At 68.1% G+C, this 18,386-nt stretch carries 16 protein-coding genes and 1 pseudogene; 11 read left to right on the top strand and 6 right to left on the bottom strand.

Annotated elements, in window-relative coordinates:
- The first annotated feature begins 42 nt into the window (after nt 1–42).
- Nucleotides 43–1,485: a PLP-dependent aminotransferase family protein gene (locus tag NR792_RS20615; RefSeq protein ID WP_375754374.1), complete on the top strand. Its 1,443-nt coding sequence runs from the start codon at nt 43–45 to the stop codon at nt 1,483–1,485.
- 36 nt (nt 1,486–1,521) lie between these two features.
- Here the strand turns inward: NR792_RS20615 and NR792_RS20610 are convergent, their stop codons facing one another.
- Nucleotides 1,522–1,962 carry a nuclear transport factor 2 family protein gene (locus NR792_RS20610; RefSeq protein ID WP_375754373.1) on the bottom strand — a complete coding sequence of 147 codons (441 nt, stop codon included), beginning with the start codon at nt 1,960–1,962 and terminating at the stop codon, nt 1,522–1,524.
- Nucleotides 1,963–2,120: 158 nt separating this feature from the next.
- Here NR792_RS20610 and NR792_RS20605 point away from each other — a divergent pair, with 158 nt between their 5' ends.
- Nucleotides 2,121–3,623: an acetyl-CoA acetyltransferase gene (locus NR792_RS20605; protein ID WP_375754372.1), complete on the top strand. Its 1,503-nt coding sequence runs from the start codon at nt 2,121–2,123 to the stop codon at nt 3,621–3,623.
- Between the two features lie 346 nt (nt 3,624–3,969).
- Nucleotides 3,970–5,130, top strand: a complete 1,161-nt coding sequence (locus tag NR792_RS20600) for a hypothetical protein (RefSeq protein WP_375754371.1) — start codon at nt 3,970–3,972, stop codon at nt 5,128–5,130.
- 116 nt (nt 5,131–5,246) lie between these two features.
- Here the strand turns inward: NR792_RS20600 and NR792_RS20595 are convergent.
- Both NR792_RS20595 and NR792_RS20590 read right to left on the bottom strand, forming a co-directional pair.
- Nucleotides 5,247–5,345: pseudogene (locus NR792_RS20595) on the bottom strand (IS5/IS1182 family transposase); the annotation flags it as partial.
- A gap of 290 nt (nt 5,346–5,635) precedes the next feature.
- Nucleotides 5,636–6,013 (bottom strand): hypothetical protein, encoded by a 378-nt coding sequence (locus NR792_RS20590; RefSeq protein WP_375754370.1) that lies wholly within the window; start codon nt 6,011–6,013, stop codon nt 5,636–5,638.
- A gap of 223 nt (nt 6,014–6,236) precedes the next feature.
- Between NR792_RS20590 and NR792_RS20585 the strand changes: the two genes are divergently transcribed.
- Nucleotides 6,237–6,959 carry a polysaccharide lyase gene (locus NR792_RS20585; protein WP_375754369.1) on the top strand — a complete coding sequence of 241 codons (723 nt, stop codon included), beginning with the start codon at nt 6,237–6,239 and terminating at the stop codon, nt 6,957–6,959.
- A 52-nt stretch (nt 6,960–7,011) separates the two neighbouring features.
- Here NR792_RS20585 and NR792_RS20580 read toward each other — a convergent pair whose 3' ends face one another.
- The gene (locus tag NR792_RS20580; protein ID WP_375754368.1) at nt 7,012–8,634 is read right to left on the bottom strand and encodes an FAD-binding oxidoreductase; all 1,623 of its coding nucleotides are present in this window, start codon (nt 8,632–8,634) and stop codon (nt 7,012–7,014) included.
- 355 nt (nt 8,635–8,989) lie between these two features.
- On the opposite strand from NR792_RS20580, the gene NR792_RS20575 reads away from it, so the two are divergent.
- The 5 genes from NR792_RS20575 (at nt 8,990) to NR792_RS20555 (ending at nt 15,160) form a co-directional block, all read left to right on the top strand.
- Nucleotides 8,990–9,868, top strand: coding sequence for a hypothetical protein (locus NR792_RS20575; protein WP_375754367.1), 879 nt, complete (start codon nt 8,990–8,992; stop codon nt 9,866–9,868).
- Nucleotides 9,869–9,959: 91 nt separating this feature from the next.
- Nucleotides 9,960–10,991, top strand: a complete 1,032-nt coding sequence (locus tag NR792_RS20570; protein WP_375754365.1) for a fatty acid desaturase — start codon at nt 9,960–9,962, stop codon at nt 10,989–10,991.
- A 158-nt stretch (nt 10,992–11,149) separates the two neighbouring features.
- Nucleotides 11,150–12,628, top strand: a complete 1,479-nt coding sequence (locus tag NR792_RS20565; protein WP_375754364.1) for an FAD-dependent monooxygenase — start codon at nt 11,150–11,152, stop codon at nt 12,626–12,628.
- Between the two features lie 143 nt (nt 12,629–12,771).
- Entirely contained in the window at nt 12,772–14,832 is a 2,061-nt protein-coding gene (locus NR792_RS20560; RefSeq protein ID WP_375754363.1) for an endo-1,3-alpha-glucanase family glycosylhydrolase, read from the top strand.
- Between the two features lie 55 nt (nt 14,833–14,887).
- Nucleotides 14,888–15,160: a hypothetical protein gene (locus NR792_RS20555; RefSeq protein ID WP_375754362.1), complete on the top strand. Its 273-nt coding sequence runs from the start codon at nt 14,888–14,890 to the stop codon at nt 15,158–15,160.
- Between the two features lie 30 nt (nt 15,161–15,190).
- On the opposite strand, the gene NR792_RS20550 is transcribed toward NR792_RS20555, so the two are convergent.
- Both NR792_RS20550 and NR792_RS20545 read right to left on the bottom strand, forming a co-directional pair.
- The gene (locus NR792_RS20550) at nt 15,191–16,447 is read right to left on the bottom strand and encodes a M48 family metallopeptidase (protein WP_375754361.1); all 1,257 of its coding nucleotides are present in this window, start codon (nt 16,445–16,447) and stop codon (nt 15,191–15,193) included.
- A 14-nt stretch (nt 16,448–16,461) separates the two neighbouring features.
- The gene (locus NR792_RS20545; protein WP_375754360.1) at nt 16,462–16,881 is read right to left on the bottom strand and encodes a TerB family tellurite resistance protein; all 420 of its coding nucleotides are present in this window, start codon (nt 16,879–16,881) and stop codon (nt 16,462–16,464) included.
- A gap of 188 nt (nt 16,882–17,069) precedes the next feature.
- Here NR792_RS20545 and NR792_RS20540 point away from each other — a divergent pair, with 188 nt between their 5' ends.
- Both NR792_RS20540 and NR792_RS20535 read left to right on the top strand, forming a co-directional pair.
- Entirely contained in the window at nt 17,070–17,825 is a 756-nt protein-coding gene (locus NR792_RS20540; RefSeq protein ID WP_375754359.1) for a DNA alkylation repair protein, read from the top strand.
- Nucleotides 17,826–17,951: 126 nt separating this feature from the next.
- Nucleotides 17,952–18,380 (top strand): spore germination protein GerW family protein, encoded by a 429-nt coding sequence (locus NR792_RS20535; protein WP_375754358.1) that lies wholly within the window; start codon nt 17,952–17,954, stop codon nt 18,378–18,380.
- Nucleotides 18,381–18,386 lie beyond the last annotated feature (6 nt).

The following is an 18,386-nucleotide window of genomic DNA, read 5'->3' as shown; positions in this document are numbered from 1 at the left end:
GATTGACGAATCCCATTGGGCCAATCCGTGGAAGGATGCGGCATGGACTTCCATGTGGAGCTCCAGGGCCGCCGGGACCTGGCCGGGCAGATCTACCGGGGGATGCGCGCCGCCATCCTCGACGGGCGCCTGCGGCGCGGGGAGCGGTTGCCGCCCACCCGCGAGCTGGCGCTGCGCCTGGACGTGGCGCGCAACACCGTGGGCGTGGCGTATGAATGGCTCACCGCCGAAGGCCTCATCGCGGGGCGCACGCGGGCGGGCAGCTTCGTGCGGGGAGAGGCGTCCCGGCCGCGCGGCAGGGCAGGGCGGGAGGCGCAGGTGCCGCTGCGCGCCCGGGCCTTCTGGCGCGCGCTGCCGGACCTGCCCGCGCCCCTGGCCCCCGCCGCGTATGACTTTGGCGTGGGCAGCCCGGATGTCTCCCGCTTCCCCTTTGAGTCCTGGCGCCGGCTGGTGGCGCGCCAGCTGCGGGCGTCCACGCTGTCCGGAGGCTACGTGGACGCGGCGGGGCACCGGGGGCTGCGGGAGGCCGTGGCGCGGCACGTGGGCCTCGCGCGGGGCGTGCGCGCGGACGCGGAGGACGTGCTCATTACCAATGGCGCGCAGCAGGCGTTGGACCTGGTGGGCCGGGTGCTCATCGAGCCGGGAGACTGCGTCGCCATGGAGGAGCCGGGCTATCCGCCCGCGCGGCAGGTGTTCCAGTCGCTGGGCGCGCGCGTCGTGCCCATTCCGGTGGATGCGGAAGGGCTGGACGTGGCGGCGCTGCCGGACACCGCGCGGCTCGTCTACGTCACGCCCTCACACCAGTTCCCGCTGGGCATGCCCATGTCGTCAGCGCGCAGGGTGGCGCTCTTGGAGTGGGCGAAGCGGCGGGACGCGGTGGTGATTGAAGACGATTACGACAGCGAGTTCCGCTTCGGCGGCCGGCCCCTGGAGACGTTGCATGGGATGGACCGCTCCGGGCGCGTGCTCTACGTGGGGTCGTTCTCGAAGGTGATGGTCCCCATGCTGCGGTTGGGGTTCCTTGTCGCGCCGCCGTCGCTCCAGCGGGAGCTGCGGTGGGCCCGGCGCGTGATGGACTGGCACAGCCCGGTGCCTGAGCAGGCCGCGCTCGCGCGGTTCATCGACAGCGGGTTGCTCGCGCGGCACATCCGCAAGATGCGGAGGGAGTACGAGGCGCGGCACTCCGGTGTGGCGGAGGGGTTGGCGCGCCACTGCGGGGACTGGCTCCAGGTGGTGCCCTCCGTGGCGGGCCTGCACCTGAGCGCCACCTTCCGGCGGGGTGGCCTGGCCCTGGAGCGGGAGACGGTGGCGAGGGCCCGGGCCGCGGGGGTCGGGCTCATCACCCTGTCGCGCTACTTCGCGGGGCCGCGCGCGCGGGCGGGGCTGGTGTTGGGGTATGGCGGCATTCCGGCCGCGCGCATCCCGGAAGGCTTGAAGCGGCTGGGGGCCAGCCTCATCCAGGGGGCGGGAGTGATGAGGGATTGAAGGCCGATGCCGTGAGTGCACGCGGCGTGAAGCCGGCTACTTGGACAGGCGCGTCGCGTGGCTCGCGGCGAGCTTCCACTGGCCGTCGCGGTAGACCCACGTGTCGGTGAACTGGTAGTCGCCCGCGAACTGCGTCTTGCCGGAGTGGCCCTTGAGGGTGGTGATGCCGGTGACGACGGCGGCGTCGCCGTAGAGGCGGACCTTCTGGTGGTGGTTGCGGAAGACCTCGTAGACGGGGTCCTTCTTCGCCACCTCCGCGAGGTTCTGCTCCAGGTCCGTCACCGTGCCCTTGGAGTCGGTGAGCGTGAAGCGCGCGTCCAGGCTCTTGCGCAGCGTGGCGACGTCGGCGGTCTCGAAGGCGCGGCAGAGCGCGGCCTCGACCTTGAGCAGCTCGCGCTCGTCCTGCGCGGGGTCCCGGGCTTCCGCGACGCCCGTGGCGAGGGCGAGGACGGTGGTCAGCGTGGTCTGGAGTTTCATCCGAGGCTCCGTGCGTGGGTGGAAACCGCAGGCTATCGCGGCGACGGAAGGGCCGCGACGCGGACCAGCTGCTTGCCCGGTTGACGACCTGTGGCGCATTGACCGTGAAGGCCGCATCGTGGGAGCAGGGCGTTGCGGAACGGACCCGGAGCCGAGGCATGAAGGACGCGAACAGGATTCCCGTCATCGTGGGCGTGGGGCAGGTCAACGACCGTCCGGAGGATCCGCTGCGGGGGTTGGACTCGCTGGGGCTGATGGAGGCCGCGCTGCGGGCGGCGGACGTGGACGCCGGCGGAGGCTGGCTCTCCCGGCTGGATTCGCTGGCGGTGGTGGATCAGCTCTCGTTCCGCCAGATGGGGCCGTTGCCGCTCCCACTGGCGGAGCGGCTGGGGGCCCGGCCGCGCTTCCACGAGCAGACAGCGGAGGCCAACGGAGACAGCCCGGTGCGACTGCTCCACGAGGCCGCCAACCGGATTGCCTCCGGGGAGGCGGAGGTCGCCGCGGTCGTGGGCGGCGAGGCGCTGCGCACCGCGGCCCGGCGCGCGGCGCTGGCGGCCGGGGATGCACCCTCCGCGCACAACGCCGCGACCACCATCGGCGTCCAGGCGCACGCGGCCTACCGGCGGCGCTACGGCCTCAATTCGCCCGTCGACGTCTATCCCCTCTATGAGAACGCCGGTCGCGCCGCGTATGGCCAGACACTGGCGGAGGCGCAGCGGGAGAGTGGCGAACTCTGGTCGCGCTTCTCCCAGGTCGCGGCGGGCAACCCGGGCGCGTGGATCCGCGAGCCCGCGTCCGTGGAGGCCATCGTCACGCCGTCACCGTCCAACCGGCCCATCGCGTTTCCGTACTGCAAGCGGATGGTGGCGAACAGCGCCGTCAACCAGGGGGCGGGGTTCCTCGTCACCAGCCTGGCGAAGGCCCTGGCGCACGGCGTGCCGGAGGACCGCCTCGTGTACGTGGGGCGGGGCGTGGCGGCGCACGAACCGGAAGACTTCCTGGCGAGGGATGGCTACGCGCGCTCGCCGAGCATGGCGGTCTCCCTGCGACGCACGCTGGAGCTGAACGGGCTGACCGTCGACGCGCTGGACTTCGTGGAGCTCTACAGCTGCTTCCCGTGCGTGCCGAAGATGGCGCGCCGGGTGCTGGGCTGGCCGCTGGAGAAGCCCGCCACCGTGTTCGGCGGCCTCACGTTCGGCGGTGGCCCCATCGCCAATTACATGAGCCACGCTGTGGTCAGCATGGTGCAGCGGCTGCGCGAGCAGGGGCGTCACGGTCTGCTCTTCGGCAACGGGGGCTTCGCGACGCACAATCACAGCCTCGTGCTCACGCGGGAGCCGCCGCCCGCCGGAACGCTCCCCCAATCCTTCGAGCATCAGGCGGAAGCGGACGCCGCGCGCGGCCCCGTCCCTCCGTTCGTGGAGGACTTCACCGGCCCCGGCCGCATCGAGACGTACACGGTGCTGTACGAACGCGACGGCAGCCCCAGGTTCGGCGTCATCGTCGGATGCGGCGCGTCCGGTGAGCGCTTCCTCGCGAAGGTCCCGGCCCAGGACACCGCGGGCATCGACTTCCTGTGCGACGGGAAGGAGGAGCCTGTCGGCAGTGAAGGGCACGCCGTCGCCGGACCCGGTGGGGACATCCTCTGGCACCGGGCATAACCTTCACAGCGGATGGGCTCATGGCCTGAGGGAAGCACTTGTTTGTAGCGGTCTTCGAAGGCAAGCGGACAGCGAAGAGGCACCTTCAATAGCAGGTGCCAATTCCAAAGTGCGTAGCAGCAAAAGCGACTCGCCGCAGAGGGCGTGTGCGAACTTGGAGCCTGTTGAATCGGGTCACACCGCTGTCCTCCTCGCAGCGTCGGCGGGAGCACCGCTCTTGCCGCAACATTCTGGTCCAGCTCAACAGGCTCTGATTATGCCTCTCCGCGTCTCGCTCCGCAGGCGCCATTTGTGATTGTCAATAGGAATATTCTGCTTCGTTTCCAGGCAAAGCTATGTATCCTGGTTGCTCCTGTTCCTCTTGGGGGGCTTTGAAATGAAGCATATGAATAGCCGTTGGATAATTTCACTGGCTGTTGCTGGTGTCGTGGCATTCGCCGCGTGCGGTGTCGCAGACGAGGTTGCCGCGGGGAAGGAGCCGGCCAACCTGGAGCAGATGAAGCAGAGGCTTTATGTCGACCTCGGCTCCAACGTGGGCGAGCCCGTGACGTCCGGCAACGTGTATAATGCGGCCAACGAGTTCACCCCTCCCGTGTCCTGTGCGGATGGCATTGGAGGCTCGGACCTGTCTTTCAAATGGACTGCTCCGCAGTCCGGCAGCTACACCTTCAGTACCCTGGGCACGGGCTCTCTGCTCGACAGCGTCCTGCACATCTACACCTTCAGCGAGAACAGCGCGACTGCGTTGCTGGGGTGCAATGACAATGCCGATGCGCCTTACCCCATCGTCAGCTCATCGGTCACCCTGATGAACCTTGCTGCTGGTGCCCAGATCCGGATAGTCGTCGACAGCTATGAGCCGCCGACCTCGCGGAATGGCGCGTTCAAGCTGAACATCGTCCCCAACTTCATTCTCTGCCCCAGTGCGCCGAGCGAATGCCGTGTGTCGCCAGGCACCTGGACCCAGAATGGCTGCGTCTACCCGCCCAAGGCGGCTGGCACCCAGTGCAACGACGGGAATGCCTGCACCACGAGTGACGTGTGCGACGGCGCTGGTGCATGTGGCGGCCAGCCGCTGACCTGCGCGAACACAGCCAATGCGACCGCCTCGAGCTGTTCGGCGGGCTCCTGCACCATCACCGCCTGCGCTGCGGGTTGGGCCAATTGCGACGGGGTCTACAGTAACGGCTGCGAGACGAACCTCAATTCAAGCGATAACTGCGGGGCATGTGGCAGCCATTGCGGCTCGCCTAACATCTGTTCTGGGGGGACTTGCGCCGCCTGCGCTGCGGGTTGGGCTAATTGCGACGGGGTCTCCAGTAACGGCTGCGAGACGAACCTCAATTCAAGCGATAACTGCGGGGCATGTGGCAGCCATTGCGGCTGGCCTAGCAGCTGTGTTGGGGGGACTTGCGAGCTGTCGTGTGATGTCTGCGATAATGGCCTCGAGTGCTGCGCGCCGAAGCGGTGCGGTTATGCGCCCAACGGCAGCAGCATCTGCAAGTAGCTTCGTTGGATCGCCGGAGGGAGCCCGCACGAAGTGTCCGTGTGCGTCCTCTCCGGCGCCGAGCTCAAGCCCTGGGCCTACCCAAAAGAGCTGCCGCCGCACGCTCTTTCGCGCTCTTAAACTCGGGTGATGATGCCCAGCTCGAAGTGCAACATCGCGACGTAGGCGTCCTCTCGCTTCTCCCAACGCGCCAGCAGGCGCCGGTAGCGGCTGATCCTGTGCCAACTCGCGCGCAGGCCTGAAGGCACACCCCAAGTCGACGCATGGCATCTGCCGGCGGCTCCAGCTCGGCAGGAACCTTCGGACTGGATCTCCAAGTGGGAGCGTAGCCGAAGCCGCAAGAGGCGAGTCGTCCGCCTGAGGAAGCAGAAGGCGGAACGGAAGGAGGAGCCTGTCTGCAGTGAAGGGCACGCCGTCGCCGGACCCGGCGAGGACATCCTCTGGCACTGGGCTTAAGCCGAGGCCCCGCCTCGCCAAGCACTGCCGGGAGCGCGCGATCTTCCTCCTAGGGTTGCCGCTGTGCAGGCGGATGCGCGGACGGCCGGCCCTGCTGCGCACCACTCCAGCTCATGCACCCTTCCATCCTCTGAGCCATGCGCTGGACCTCGCTGACCTTGGCGGGATCCTTCGCGGTTAGCCGCAGGACGGCTCCTGTCGGAGTCTGCTCGACCTTCACATCGGCCATGCCGTGCATGGGGTAGCTCATCCCCGCGCCTCCCATGCCGCCGCCCATCATCCAGCAGGGACAGCCGGCTTGTGACTGCGCGGATGGCGTGGCCAGGGAAGGGGTAGCGGGTTTCTGAGCGGACGTTCCCTGCGCCGCGGCGAGCGGCCCCGTGAGTAGCCCTGCCCCGAGGAGCAGGCTGTATCCGAGCTTCTTCATTTGCGCCTCATGAGGGTCCTCTCAGGAAGCTGGAGGCGAATGCACGAACTGCCCGTCGCCCCTCATCGCCCGGACAGGTGACGGCCTGGCCATGGGCCACTGTTGCGAGCCTCCAGGAGAGGCGACTGCTGGGGCGTTCCGCTGACCGCGCGCGCAAGCCAGCGGGAAGCGCGGGCGGGTTTCTTTTGTCTGTCCTCTTCAACCCCCGGACAAAAGGACCAAGATGCTTCGACTCCTGAAACTCGCACCCCTGGCGCTCCTGGTGCCCTTCGTTGCCCAGGCATCCGTTGTCTGGAAGGGAGACTTCGAGACCGGCGACCTGTCTCAGTACAGCGAGGCCTGGGCTGTTACCCCGGACCGCATGCAGGTGGAGGGCGACCTTGTCCGGGATGGCAACAAGGCGCTGAAGGTGACCGTCCAGCAGGGAGACAAACCCATCAACGCCAGCGGCAATCGCAACGAGCTGGTCTACGGTACCTATGAGCCGGACGGCTCCGAGTACTTCTACAAGTGGAGCACCCTGTTTCCCCAGGACTTCCCCAGCTCACCGCGGTGGCAGGTGTTCACGCAATGGCACCATGACGGCTGCTGTGGCTCCCCGCCGCTCGAGTTCTTCGTCATCAACGACACGATGAACATGCGCGTCGGAGGAAGCTCGGGCGAGGTGCTGTGGCAGGCGCCGGTGCAGCGGGATCAATGGAACGACTTCGTGATGCACGTGAAGTGGTCGCCCGACCCGAATGTCGGCTTCATCGAGCTGTACTACAACGGCCAGCTGGTGGTGCCGAAGCGGAACATCGCCACGCGCTACCCGGACACGGCGGGCTACCTCCAGCTCGGCTACTACCGGGATGCGACCATCCCGCAGACAGCCTCGCTCTACCATGATGGTTTCACCATGGCGACGACGCTGGAAGAAGTGATGCCCCCGGTCGCGGCTCCCTAGTCCTACCGCGCCGCCTGGAGCAAGGACGTGAAGGGGCCCGTGTCTCGGTGGATTACAGGCCGGAGTACCGCTCCGGCGCGAGCACCTGGCGCGGGTCCAGGGCGCGCTTGATGTTCTCGGTGAGCCGCCAGGCCTGGGGCGACTGCTCGGCGAGCCAGCGCATGGTGTGGGTCCCTACGCGGTAGGGCAGGAATCCCTCGCGGCGGCAGGTGTCCAGCAGCTCCTGCTGGCAGGCGAGCGCGCGGGAGGCCTCGTCCGGATCCTCCCGGTCGAACAGCAGCGGGATGGAGCTGTCGAAGCAGCGGTCGGACAGCGAGGTGAGGGTGATGAGCGGCTCCATGCGGTGCCGCGCGGCGACCTCCCGCACGGTCCGTACGTAGGTGCGCACCAGCTCCGGCACCATGGGGACGAGCGGAGAGGTCCACAGCAGACCGCAGCCATCCGCGTGCGGGTTCAGGGGCGTCCCCTCCGGCGGGCGCCGGCCTGACTTCCAGTAGGCCAGCGGCAAGGCCATCTGGGTGGGGACACCCTCCAGGACGCTCATCACGTTGGACAGGGTGCGCACCTGCGGGGACAGCTTCGCGCCGAGTCCCAGCGGCAGCCGGGGGAGCCACTGGCTCAGCATGCGGGCCCGGTCCGCCCCCAGGAACACGAGGCGACGCGCCACCGGCCCCAGCCTCTTCTGGATGGTGCTCCGCGCGGCGCGCACCACCTCGCGCGTGCCGTACAGGCCCCCGGTGCCCGTCCACGCCGCCACGCCATGCTGGGAGGACAGCTCGGCCAGAAGCTCCGTGGAGAGCACGTCCCCGCTCGGCACCCGGTTGCGCGGGTAGGGCGCGACCATGGACAGCACGCGCTGGGGATTGAGCAGGTTGATGGCGCCCACCACGCCGCCCAGGTCCCGCAGGGTCTCGCGGATGGCACCCACCGCGTCCTCCAGCGCCGCGTCCTCGCGCACCCAGAAGAAGAAGGCCTCCAGGTGCTCGGGCCTCCGGGCGAGCACGAAGGTGAGCTCGGTGACGATGCCCAGGTTGCTCTGGGAGAAGAGCCCGTCCAGGTACGGGCCGACGCCCCACTTGAAGGCCTGGTCCACCCGCGGTCCCCCCAGGTCCCCGTGCGCGGACCGGTACAGCGAGCCGTCTGGGAGCACCGCCTCCAGCCGGGTGATGGCGCCGAAGTGGTCCGCATGCGGGGTGATGCCGTAGCCGCGCTCCAGGGCGTTGCCCAGCAGGCTGCAATCCGGGCCGGCCCCCGTGACGGGCACCAGGAAGGGAAGCCGGTGCTCCCGGAGGTACTGGCTCAGCATCCCCTGCGTCACCCCGGGTTGGACGGTGACGAGGCCCAGCTCCGCGTCGAGCGACACGATGCGGTTCATCCGCGACAGGTCCACCACCACGCAGTCATCCCGCACGGGCGCCCCGCAGCCGTAACCCCAGTTGCGGCCGGTGCTCACCGGGTACAGGGCCAGCCCTTTCGCGTTGGCCAGCTCCACCAGGGCCACGAGCTCTCGCGTCGACGCGGGGAAGACCACCGCGGGGACACGCCTGCTCACGGAGGTGGTGCTCGTGCCCCGCTTCCAGGCCTCCTCTCCGGTGCGGAGCCACTGCGGACCGACAACTCCGGCCAGGGCTTCCAGGGTCTGCGCGGACAACTCAGTGGAAGAAGCGAGGGACATGGCAGTGGACCCGTGAACTGGCGGAGTGGGGGACGCGGCAGGGTCGCAATCACTTGCGAGGCACGCTGGGGGATGCGTCTGTCTAAAGATGCATTGAAGCGCGCCAGGTGCAATGAAAAAATTGTGAACTCAGCTCCAGGACCCGCGACCGCACCGCCGCTCGGATCCGGCCTTTCGTGGGCAGTGCCCAACAGACTGTGGGGAACTGTCCACGGTTCAAGGGCTGTCACGCTCGACGCGCGCTGCGAGCCTCCACAAGGACGGATCGCGTGCTTCGGGGGTGGTCCAGGACTTGCTCAGCGGGCCGGCAATGAAACATCTCGTCCGACAGTGTCTGCGATGGCTTCCCCAGCAAATGCAGGAGCAGCTGGTCCGCTCGCTCTCGCGCATCGACCCCGCGAGCCTGTCGCGCGTGAGCGTCAAGGTGGCGGAGAGCCCCGCGGAGCTGGAGGCCGCGGCGCGGGTGCTCCACGAAGGCTACGTGCACCGCGGGTTGATCTCCCCGCGCCCCGAGGGCGTGCAGGTCACGCCGCACCTGCTGCTCCCCTCGACGGTGGTCCTCGTGGCCAAGGTCGACGACGAGGTGGTGGGGACGGTGTCGCTGCATGTGGACTCCCCGCTGGGCATCCCCTTGGACAAGACCTTCGCGGACGTGATGGGGGGCCTGCGGGCCCAGGGCCGGCGGCTGGCGGAGGTGGGGGCGCTGTGCATTACCCGCCGCCACCGGAACGTGGGCGTGGTGTACCTGCTCAACAAGATGGTGTACCGGACCTCGGCCCTGCTGGGCGTGGACGACATGGTGATGACCGTTCACCCGGACGCGGAGGTGATGTATCGCAGCTTCCTCCCGGTCGAGCGCGTGGGGGAGCCGCGCAGGTACCAGGGGCTGTCGGAGAAGGCCCTGGGCATCTGCCTGCGGTTGCGCGTCAAGGACGCCCCGCGTGAGCTCCTGCAACGCTTTGGCTCCCGTCCCTCCCTCGCCAACCCCTATCACTTCTATATCGTCCGGGAGGAGCCCGGCTTCCAGTTCCCGGCGGAGCCGGACTTCCTGGAGCGATTCCAGGGCCCTCGGGCGCGTGCGGTGGCGCACCTGACCCGGCTGCGCCCGGATGTCATTGCCGCCCTCGGTCCGAAAGAGCGGGCACACCTGGGCTCGGTGCTGCCCTTCGCGCTCCCGCACCCGATGCCCCCCTCCCGGCCGTCCCAGTCCGTGCCTGCCCTGGCCTACTCCTGACGCCGGTTCCCCCGAAATCCATCCATGACACACATCCTGTTTCGTTCGTTCCTCGCCCCCAGGCCCCGGACGAGAACGGCGAGGACGAGCCGTGAGCGAGATTAAATTCAAGGAGTTGAAGCCGCTTTTGAACGACCTCCTGGAACCCGACATGAGGGTGTTCTGGAGCTATTTCCTCCTGGCGACCCTCCTGTCCTGGGCCTCCCTGGGCTTTCTGATCCACAGGGCGAACAGCCTCCGGTTCGACCTCGTGTTCTTCTGTGTCTTCTGTGTCTCCGTCATCTGCGTCTACCACGCCGTGACGTTCACCCATGAGCTTGCTCACCTGGATCAAAGGAGGTTCGGCTCGTTCTTCTGGGCCTGGAACATCCTCGTAGGCGGCCTGTTTGCGATTCCGGCCTTCATCTACGGTGACAACCACCTGGACCATCACTCAAGGAAGTACGGAACGAGCCTTGACCCGGAGTACATCAACTTCAAGAAGGCCCCGACCTGGGGGCTCATTGAGTTCCTGGGGATGAATCTGTTCCTCCCCTACCTGGGGATCCTCCGGTTCTGCATCCTGACGCCCGTCAGCTACCTTCACTCCAAGCTCCGGCAGCTGGTGCTGAGGGAGGCCTCCTTCATGGGGATGAAGTCCCGGTTCGCGCGTCGAATCAGCGAAGATGCGTCCGTGCTGAAGTCCTGGTCGCTTCAGGAGATGGTCACTTTTGTCTATCTCTGGGCCCTGGTGCTCCTCGTCCTGGCGGGCAGGCTTCACTGGAGCGCCATCGTCGTCTGGGCTTCGATCATCACCTTCGTGGGCGTGATCAACGGCATCAGGGCTCTCGCGGTGACCCACAAGTATTTCAGCATGGGGGACGCTCCGATTCCCTGGAACGAGCACATCGCGGAATGTGTCGAGATTGAAGAGAGAGGTCTGAGCACTCTTCTCTTCTGTCCGGTGGGAACCCAGTACCACATGACCCACCACATCTTCCCCTCGATTCCCTTTCATCATCTTCCGGAAGCCAGGAGACGTTTGTCTCCCCACTTCGAGAAGGATTCTTTCTACCACGCGAATGTCCGCAAGGGCGTCATCGACGGGCTGAGAAGGTTTCTGCAGGGGATCTACTCCCGGTAGAAGCCTTCTCAGGGGCTCGGCCGCTCGGCGCTCCCGGATTGGGGGGGCACGACCTTCTCTCCACTGCCAGCAAATGCCAGACCCCGGGTGTTGCCGCAAGCCCCCCCGGTCATGCTCCACCATTGCCCGTTTCCGACCCAGGAGCGGGAGGCCGAGCGATGCACACGGACGTGGTGACGCAGCACGCGGTGGTGATTGCTGGAGGGGGCCCGACCGGGCTGATGCTGGCGGCGGAGCTGGCGTTGGCGCAGGTGGACGTGGTCATCGTCGAGCGGCGCGCCGGTCAGGACGTCGCCGGCTCGCGCTCGCGCGGCCTGCACGCGCGCAGCCTGGAGGTGCTCGATCAGCGAGGGGTCGTCGAGCGCTTCACCTCGCAAGGGCAGGCGGTCCAGAACGTCGCGTTCGGGCAGGCGCCCCTGGACCTCAGCGACTTCCCGACGCGCCACAACCATGGGCTCGCGCTCATGCAGGAGCGCTTCGAGCGCATCCTGGCGGAGTGGGTGGGCGAGCTGGCGGTGCCCATCTACCGGGGGTGCGAGGTGACGGGCTTCGCGCAGGACGACACCGGCGTCGACGTCTCGCTGTCCGACGGCCGTGCGCTGCGGGCGAAGTACCTCGTCGGGTGCGATGGGGGGCGCAGCCTCGTCCGCAAGGCGGCAGGCATCGAGTTCCCGGGCTGGGACGCGTCCATCAGCTACCTCATCGCCGAGGTCGAGATGACCGGAGCGCCGGCGTTCGGCATCCGCCGGGACGAGAAGGGCACCTACGCCATGGGCCCGCTGGAGGGCGGGCGCGTGGGCGTCGTGCTGAGAGAGGAGCAGGTCGTCACGGGCGAAGCGCCGACCCTCGAGGGGTTGCGCGAGGGGCTCGTCGCGCTCTACGGGACGGACTTCGGCCTGCGCGGCGCCACGTCCCTCTCGAGGTTCACCGACATGACGCGGCAGGCGGCGTCCTACCGGGACCGGCGGGTGCTCCTGGCCGGCGACGCGGCGCACGTGCACTCACCGATGGGCGGGCAGGGGCTCAACCTCGGCGTGCAGGATGCCGTGAACCTGGGGTGGAAGCTGGCCCAGGTCGTGCGCGGCGTCTCGCCGGAGAACCTGCTCGACACGTACCAGGCCGAGCGGCACCCCGTCGCGGCCCGTGCGCTGCGCAAGACCATGGCGCAGACCGCGCTGAGCCGCGGTGACGCGCGGATGGACGCCGTGCGCGAGACGCTGGCGGAGTTGCTGCGGATGGACGGGCCGCGCAAGCAGTACGCGGCGATGATGTCAGGGCTGGACGTCCACTACGACCTGGGCAACGGACACCCGCTGCTCGGGCGCCGCATGCCGGACCTCGACGTGGTCACCGCCGACGGCCCCCGGCGCGTGTTCCACCTGTTGCACGAAGCGCGGCCGGTGCTGCTCGACCTGGGCGAGCCCGGCACCCTCGACGTCACGCCCTGGGCGGACCGGGTTCGGAGGGTCGCTGCTCGCTACGCGGGGGCGTGGGAACTCCCGGTGCTTGGCGCGGTCACGGCGCCCGTCGCGGTGCTGATCCGACCGGACGGACACGTCGCGTGGGTCGGGGAGGGCACGGACCAGGGCCTGCGTGAGGCCCTGACCCGATGGTTCGGGCCGCCGCGTGCGGCGTAGGTAGAACTTTCGAGCGCGCAGGTGGAATGACGCGGCCATCGCTGTTCCCGAAGCAACCCGTTCCGCTTCACCCAGACAATGAGCCCGCCCGCCCATGGAACGCGCCAGCCAGCCCGCGCTGGCGCGGCAGTCGGTGGCGGGAAATGGAACGGAGCCTCTGGATGCACCCGGTGATGCACGACTCGAAGAGCGCATGGAAGGCCCTGTCCCTGGGGCTGCTGGCCGCATGGATGGGCTGTGGCGGGGAGCCGCTCCAAGAGCCCCTGGCTTCACGGCAGGATGCGCTCGTGGACGGCTACAACCTCGTCGTCACGGGCGTGAGCCCGACCGCGGTGGCCCCGAGCAGTGCCGTCACCTTCAGCGCGACCATCCAGAACGCGGGGAACGTCGCGACGCCCGCGGGCATCATCCATGGCCTCTCCTTCTGGGTGAACGGCACGCAGGTGTCGTGGTCGGACACGCACACAAGCTCACTCGCGCCAGGGGCCAGCGTCACGCTCACCGCCAACTCCGGCCCCGCGGGGACGAAGGTGTGGACCGCGCCGGCCACGGCGGGGGCCCACACGCTCCTCGCGCATGTGGATGACATCAACCGCCTGCCGGCGGAGACCAGCGAGAGCGACAACCAGTACAGCGTTCCGCTGAGCGTGACGCCCGCCGCGACCTGCTCGGACCGGGTGCGCAACGGCACGGAGACGGGAGTCGACTGCGGGCCGGACTGTGGCCCGTGTGAGTGGCCGTTCACCGCGGTGCCGCGCACCACGCTCCGGAATTCGGCGAAGCGGGTGTATGCGCATTGGCACTACTACCCGGTGTCAATGGACAACACCAACCCGACGTCCAACGACTACTACGAGCGCAACTACATCGCGGTGAATGGCGAGGGCGGAACCCACGCGGCCTACGGCGGCATGATGCGGGAGCGGCCGCTCCCGAGACTGCCCCGCACGGAGACGGACTGGCGGCTTCGCGACGCGAAGGACGAAATCGAGCTCGCGGCGAGGATTGGCATTGATGGCTTCTATCTGAACCTGTGGACCGACAGCGACGTGAGCAACGGCGCGGTGTGGACGCGGGCGAAGACGATTGCCGACGCGGCCTCGCAGGCCGGCAATTTCGACATCATCCCCAACTTCGACATGACGATTTTGAGCACGGGGAGCCAGGCGGGGGACCAGGACCGGATGATTCGCATCCTGGGCCAGCTGAAGGGCTACGCGGCGCTCCTGCGGCGGCCGGATGGGAAGTATGTCGTTGGCCTTTTCAATCCCGCCGCGCAGGGCCGGACGGCGGCGTTCTACGCCACCGTGAAGCAGCGCGCGTCGACGGAGCTGGGCATGAGCCTGTACCTGGTGCCCGTCTTCCTCGGCACGGGGAGCACGGCGCTCTTCGAGGAGTACAGGAACGTCGGGGATGCCTACGCGGGGTGGGGGACGGCCGTCCCGGTGACGACGGCGGGGTACTCCGGGAGCCTGAAGACGAAGGCGGCCGGATACGGCAAGTCGTGGATACACCCGATGAGCAGCCAGGACTACCGGCCCAAGGACAAGGCCTTCTGGGAGGCGCGCAACTCACTGACGCTCCGCTCCATCTGGGAGAACGTGATTGCCGACGGCCTGGATGAAGTCCAGATCGTCACCTGGAACGACCAGCACGAGCACCACAACATCCGGCCGTCGACGGGGAAGCAGTGGCCCGCGTACGACATGACCGCGTATTACATCCAGTGGTTCAAGACGGGCACGCGGCCGACCATCGAGCGCGACGTGCTGTATTACAACCACCGCATCCACCGTCAGTCCCTCGTGCCCACGACCCAGACGTCCGCGAACCTCGCGGTGTGCAAGGCAGGGTGCCCGGCGACGAATGACGTGGAGCTGGTGGGCTTCCTCACGTCGGCGGGCCGGCTTGAAATCACGCAGGGCACGACGACCTACGGCGAGGACAAGACGGCGGGCGGCGTGCAGGCCATCCGGACGGCGCTGGCGGTGGGGACGCCGACCTTCCGGCTGAAGCGCTCGGGGGCCACCGTGGTGCAATTGCAGAGCATGCACCCCGTCGTGGGCTCCATCGCGTACCAGGACCTGCTGTACCGCGCCGGAAGCTCGGCCCGCGCGGCGCTCCCGTCCTGCGCGGCCTCCTGTGCCAACGGAGAGGCCCGCTGCCGGCTGTGCCCCGGCGAGCCGATGTGGCTGAAGCGCTGAAGACGCTCGAGGAGCGCCGAACCGCTGTATCCTTCCTGCCTCGCCAGGAGCCGTCATGAGCCGGATGAGGGTGTTCGCGATTGTCATTGCCGTCCTCCTTGCTGGGACGGCAGTGGCGGTTGTCGTGCTTCGAGGCCGCACGGTGGAGGGGCAAGACCTCGCATCAGAGCTGGACGACGACGACTTTGCCTCCTCCCTGGAGGAGCGCCCGAAGTGCTGGGTGAAGGTGAAGTCCTCGGCGCCGGGGAAGTGCCCTGGCGACGCGGGTCGCGTCTACAAGGGTGAGTGCTACATGGCCAACTGGGCTGGCTGCGCGAGCTACTACTGAAGGGCCCGCGGCCAGGCCAGCATCAGCGCCTCAATCCAGCGGGTGGGCGGCTCCGCGCAGCGTCTCATCGACGAGCGACACGGGAACGGACAGGGCCGCGGCCAGGCCCTGCAGCTCCATGAACTCCTCTTCCGCCACGTTGCCATCCGCGGCCGCCACCAGGGTGAGGTGTTGCAGCAGCCGGGCCCGCTCGGAGGTGGGGGCTTTCTCGCGCACCCGGGCGGCCACGTCCGTCAGCTCGCGCCGGGCGGCGTCGATGGAGGGCAGGACGCCGACGTGCTCGGAGCCGAGGAGCGCGGCGAGCGCCTGCAGTTCCCGCTCGGAAACGCCCTCATGCGCGTGGGCCACCAGCAGCCCGCCCAGGAAGAGGGCCCGCCGCAGCAACTCGGCGTGGGGGGACTGCTCCTCGAGGTAGGACGCGTCCATCTCCCGGAAGTCTCGCTCGATGATGGAGTCCACTTCTTCGTCCGACAGGCCCTCGCCCCCCTCGGCGTGGCCCACCAGCGCGCGGTAGGTCTTCGACTTCGAGAAGGCGACGACGGCGCGCACGCGAAGGGGACTGAAGGGGTGGGTGCTGAAGCAGTCCAGCGTGTCGTCGTCGTCGCGCGGCTTCGCGCGGGCCGAGGGCGCGGAGACGAGCGAGTCCACCTGGCGCGAATAGGCCTCCAGGTCCGGCTTCACGAAGCCGGAGGCAAGCCCGCTGGCCAGCTTGAAGAAGCCGCTGGCGGCGGCATCCGGGTCCTTGCCACACAGCAGGCCGGCCCGGTCCGCGCTGACCTCGGCCGCCCGGCACCAGAGGTACAGCTTGAGGGCGGTGTGGCGCGGGACGATGACACCCGCCGCGTCCTCGGCGATGGCGGTGACGGGCATGGGAATGGCGAAGTGCTCGAACGTCAGGTGGCCCAGCTCGTGCCCCATGACGAAGCGCAGCTCCGCCTCGGTGAATACCTCGATGAGCCGCGAGGAGAGGACGATGAGGGGATGCCCCGACGGGTTGTGGACCGCCGAGGCGTTGATCATCGGATCCGGCTTGACGAAGACCTCGACGGGCTTGTCATAGCCAAGCATCTCCTTGCAGTCGGCCAGCGCCTCGGCGACCGCTGGCGCCATGGAGCGCGTCAGCCGCAGCGAGTTGGCGAGCAGCCGTCGTCGCGCGGTGAAGCCGAGCCCCGTGGTCACCTTGTCCACGCGCTGCAGCGCCCATTTGACGTCCTTGTCGGCCAGCAATTCGGTGCGCAGCTTGCGGTCGAGGGTGGACTGGAAGGAGCTCGGATTCACGTTCGCCATGGCGTGGCTCCTGTCTAGCGGGCGTACTTCATGGCGAGCACGTCGAGCACCTTCTGCACGGTGCCGTCGTCGATCTCCAGGACACGCTGCATGGCGGTGAGCAGCTCGTCCTCCGACTCGCTCACATCCCCCGAGGCCATGGCCAGGTCCGCGGCAAGCACGAACGCCTTCTTGCGCACCTTCTCGCTGGAGAATCCGGAGAGAGCCTTCACGGATTCACGCAGGTTGGAATAGCGGGCCACGAGCTTCTTGGCCTCGGCGTAGACGTCCTGGAACTGTTTGCCTTCGAACTCTGGCAGTTGGGTGAAGTAGGCCTCGACCGCTTCCACCTCGGCCTGGTCGAGGAAGCCATCGGCGCCGGACATCAGGAGCATCGTATGGAGCAGCAGCACGTCATCCGACGCCTTCTTGGCCGGTACATCGCTGCGGAACATGCTCAGAAGACCCATGGTTTTCCCCCCGTTGATATGGAATCCGCTTCCGGTGTGAAGCGAACGGGGAAGAGGCTAATCGCAGCCGCCACAGAAGGTCCATGGGGTGACGGTCGCCTCATGAAGAAGGCGGTGGTGCCGTTGACTGAACGTGCGTACAACCCTGGGTCCTCCATTCGCTGGATTGGTCCATGCGCGCGCCCCATGCCGTGAGCGACGAGCTTCGAAGCACCCTGAAGTCGCGGAGCGACCCTCGCCTCGCCGAGGCGACACGCCGCTACTTCCCCACGGACATCCGAGCCCTGGGGGTCAGCAACGCGGAGGTGCGGCGCATCGCCGATGCGCTCGTCAAACAGAAGGGCCTGTCGCCCGAGGACTGCCTGGCGGTGACCGAGGACCTGCTCGCCCATGCGACCCACCATGAGGAGGTGCTCCTGGGGTTTGCCATGGTCCGCAAGGCGGTCAGGCGCGCGTTCGACGAATCGCTGCTGGACCGCTTCCGGTACTGGTTGGAGCACTCCGTCTGGACCTGGGCCCAGTGCGACGACCTGTGTCTGACGGTGATGTATCCGTTCTTCCTCACCCGGACGCCCGCCCTCACCCGGATCCAACACTGGACCGGGTCCCGCTCCCCCTGGTGTCGGAGGGCGGCGAACGTCGCGCTCGTGAAGTTCGTGAGCCGCGAGATCCGCTCATCCCGATACATGCTGCCCCGCGAGGTGATCCTCGGCAATGCACGCCAGTTGCTATCGGATCCCGAGCCGTACGTGCAGAAGAGCGTGGGGTGGCTGCTGAAGGTCGCGGCGGACCACCACCGGGAGGCGGTGGTGGGGTTCATCCAGGAGAACATCTCCGGGATGCAGCGGGACACCCTGCGCTATGCCATTGAGCGGCTGGAGCCGGAGCAACGCAAGGCGCTGCTGGCCTTGGAGTACAAGAAGTCCTGAGCTCGCGGTGCGAGCCCCTGCTCCCCGTGTCGCCCCACGGCCCGCCGGCCTGCCCATCCGGGCCTCATGCCGCACCGTGTCCACCTCTCGCTGAGAGGACACCGACATCCCATCTGGGGGGACGCCATGGACGTCAATGAGGTCATCGACCGGGCCCGCGACAGCATCTCCGTGAAGCGCGTCTACGGAGAGGCCATCCAGCAGGACGGAGTCACCGTGATTCCCGCGGCCCTGGTGGCCGGCGGCGGCGGCGGAGGGGGCGGCGAAGGGCCGACGGTGCCCCAGCAGGCCGGAGTGGAGGGCGACGCCCTGAAGAGCAGCGGCTCCGGCAGTGGCTTCGGTCTGAAGGCCAGACCCGCGGGCGCCTTCGTCATCCGCGAGGGCAACGTCACCTGGGTTCCCGCCGTGGACGTCAATCGCATCATCCGGGGAGCGCAGCTGCTCGCGGGCACGGCGCTCCTCCTCTTCGGCCTCCGCCGCCTGCTGAGCGCACGCCGTTCCGCCCGCCTCCCGCGGCACGCCTGGCGTACCCTCCGAGCCGATCGAGAATCGTGAGCGGTC

Origin of the sequence: Corallococcus exercitus (assembly GCF_042231735.1) — a bacterium.
GTDB lineage: Bacteria > Myxococcota > Myxococcia > Myxococcales > Myxococcaceae > Corallococcus > Corallococcus exercitus_B.
This window is presented reverse-complemented; position numbering and strand designations above follow the sequence as displayed.

What these genes read in the sequence shown, in the direction of transcription:
- NR792_RS20545 (WP_375754360.1), bottom strand. Translation starts at nt 16,881, where the DNA reads ATGTTCCGCAGCGATGTACCGGCCAAGAAGGCGTCGGATGACGTGCTG.
- NR792_RS20540 (WP_375754359.1), top strand. Translation starts at nt 17,070, where the DNA reads ATGCGCGCGCCCCATGCCGTGAGCGACGAGCTTCGAAGCACCCTGAAG.
- NR792_RS20565 (WP_375754364.1), top strand. Translation starts at nt 11,150, where the DNA reads ATGCACACGGACGTGGTGACGCAGCACGCGGTGGTGATTGCTGGAGGG.
- NR792_RS20605 (WP_375754372.1), top strand. Translation starts at nt 2,121, where the DNA reads ATGAAGGACGCGAACAGGATTCCCGTCATCGTGGGCGTGGGGCAGGTC.
- NR792_RS20580 (WP_375754368.1), bottom strand. Translation starts at nt 8,634, where the DNA reads ATGTCCCTCGCTTCTTCCACTGAGTTGTCCGCGCAGACCCTGGAAGCC.
- NR792_RS20615 (WP_375754374.1), top strand. Translation starts at nt 43, where the DNA reads ATGGACTTCCATGTGGAGCTCCAGGGCCGCCGGGACCTGGCCGGGCAG.
- NR792_RS20555 (WP_375754362.1), top strand. Translation starts at nt 14,888, where the DNA reads ATGAGCCGGATGAGGGTGTTCGCGATTGTCATTGCCGTCCTCCTTGCT.
- NR792_RS20610 (WP_375754373.1), bottom strand. Translation starts at nt 1,962, where the DNA reads ATGAAACTCCAGACCACGCTGACCACCGTCCTCGCCCTCGCCACGGGC.
- NR792_RS20535 (WP_375754358.1), top strand. Translation starts at nt 17,952, where the DNA reads ATGGACGTCAATGAGGTCATCGACCGGGCCCGCGACAGCATCTCCGTG.
- NR792_RS20550 (WP_375754361.1), bottom strand. Translation starts at nt 16,447, where the DNA reads ATGGCGAACGTGAATCCGAGCTCCTTCCAGTCCACCCTCGACCGCAAG.
- NR792_RS20575 (WP_375754367.1), top strand. Translation starts at nt 8,990, where the DNA reads ATGCAGGAGCAGCTGGTCCGCTCGCTCTCGCGCATCGACCCCGCGAGC.
- NR792_RS20585 (WP_375754369.1), top strand. Translation starts at nt 6,237, where the DNA reads ATGCTTCGACTCCTGAAACTCGCACCCCTGGCGCTCCTGGTGCCCTTC.
- NR792_RS20590 (WP_375754370.1), bottom strand. Translation starts at nt 6,013, where the DNA reads ATGAAGAAGCTCGGATACAGCCTGCTCCTCGGGGCAGGGCTACTCACG.
- NR792_RS20560 (WP_375754363.1), top strand. Translation starts at nt 12,772, where the DNA reads ATGGAACGGAGCCTCTGGATGCACCCGGTGATGCACGACTCGAAGAGC.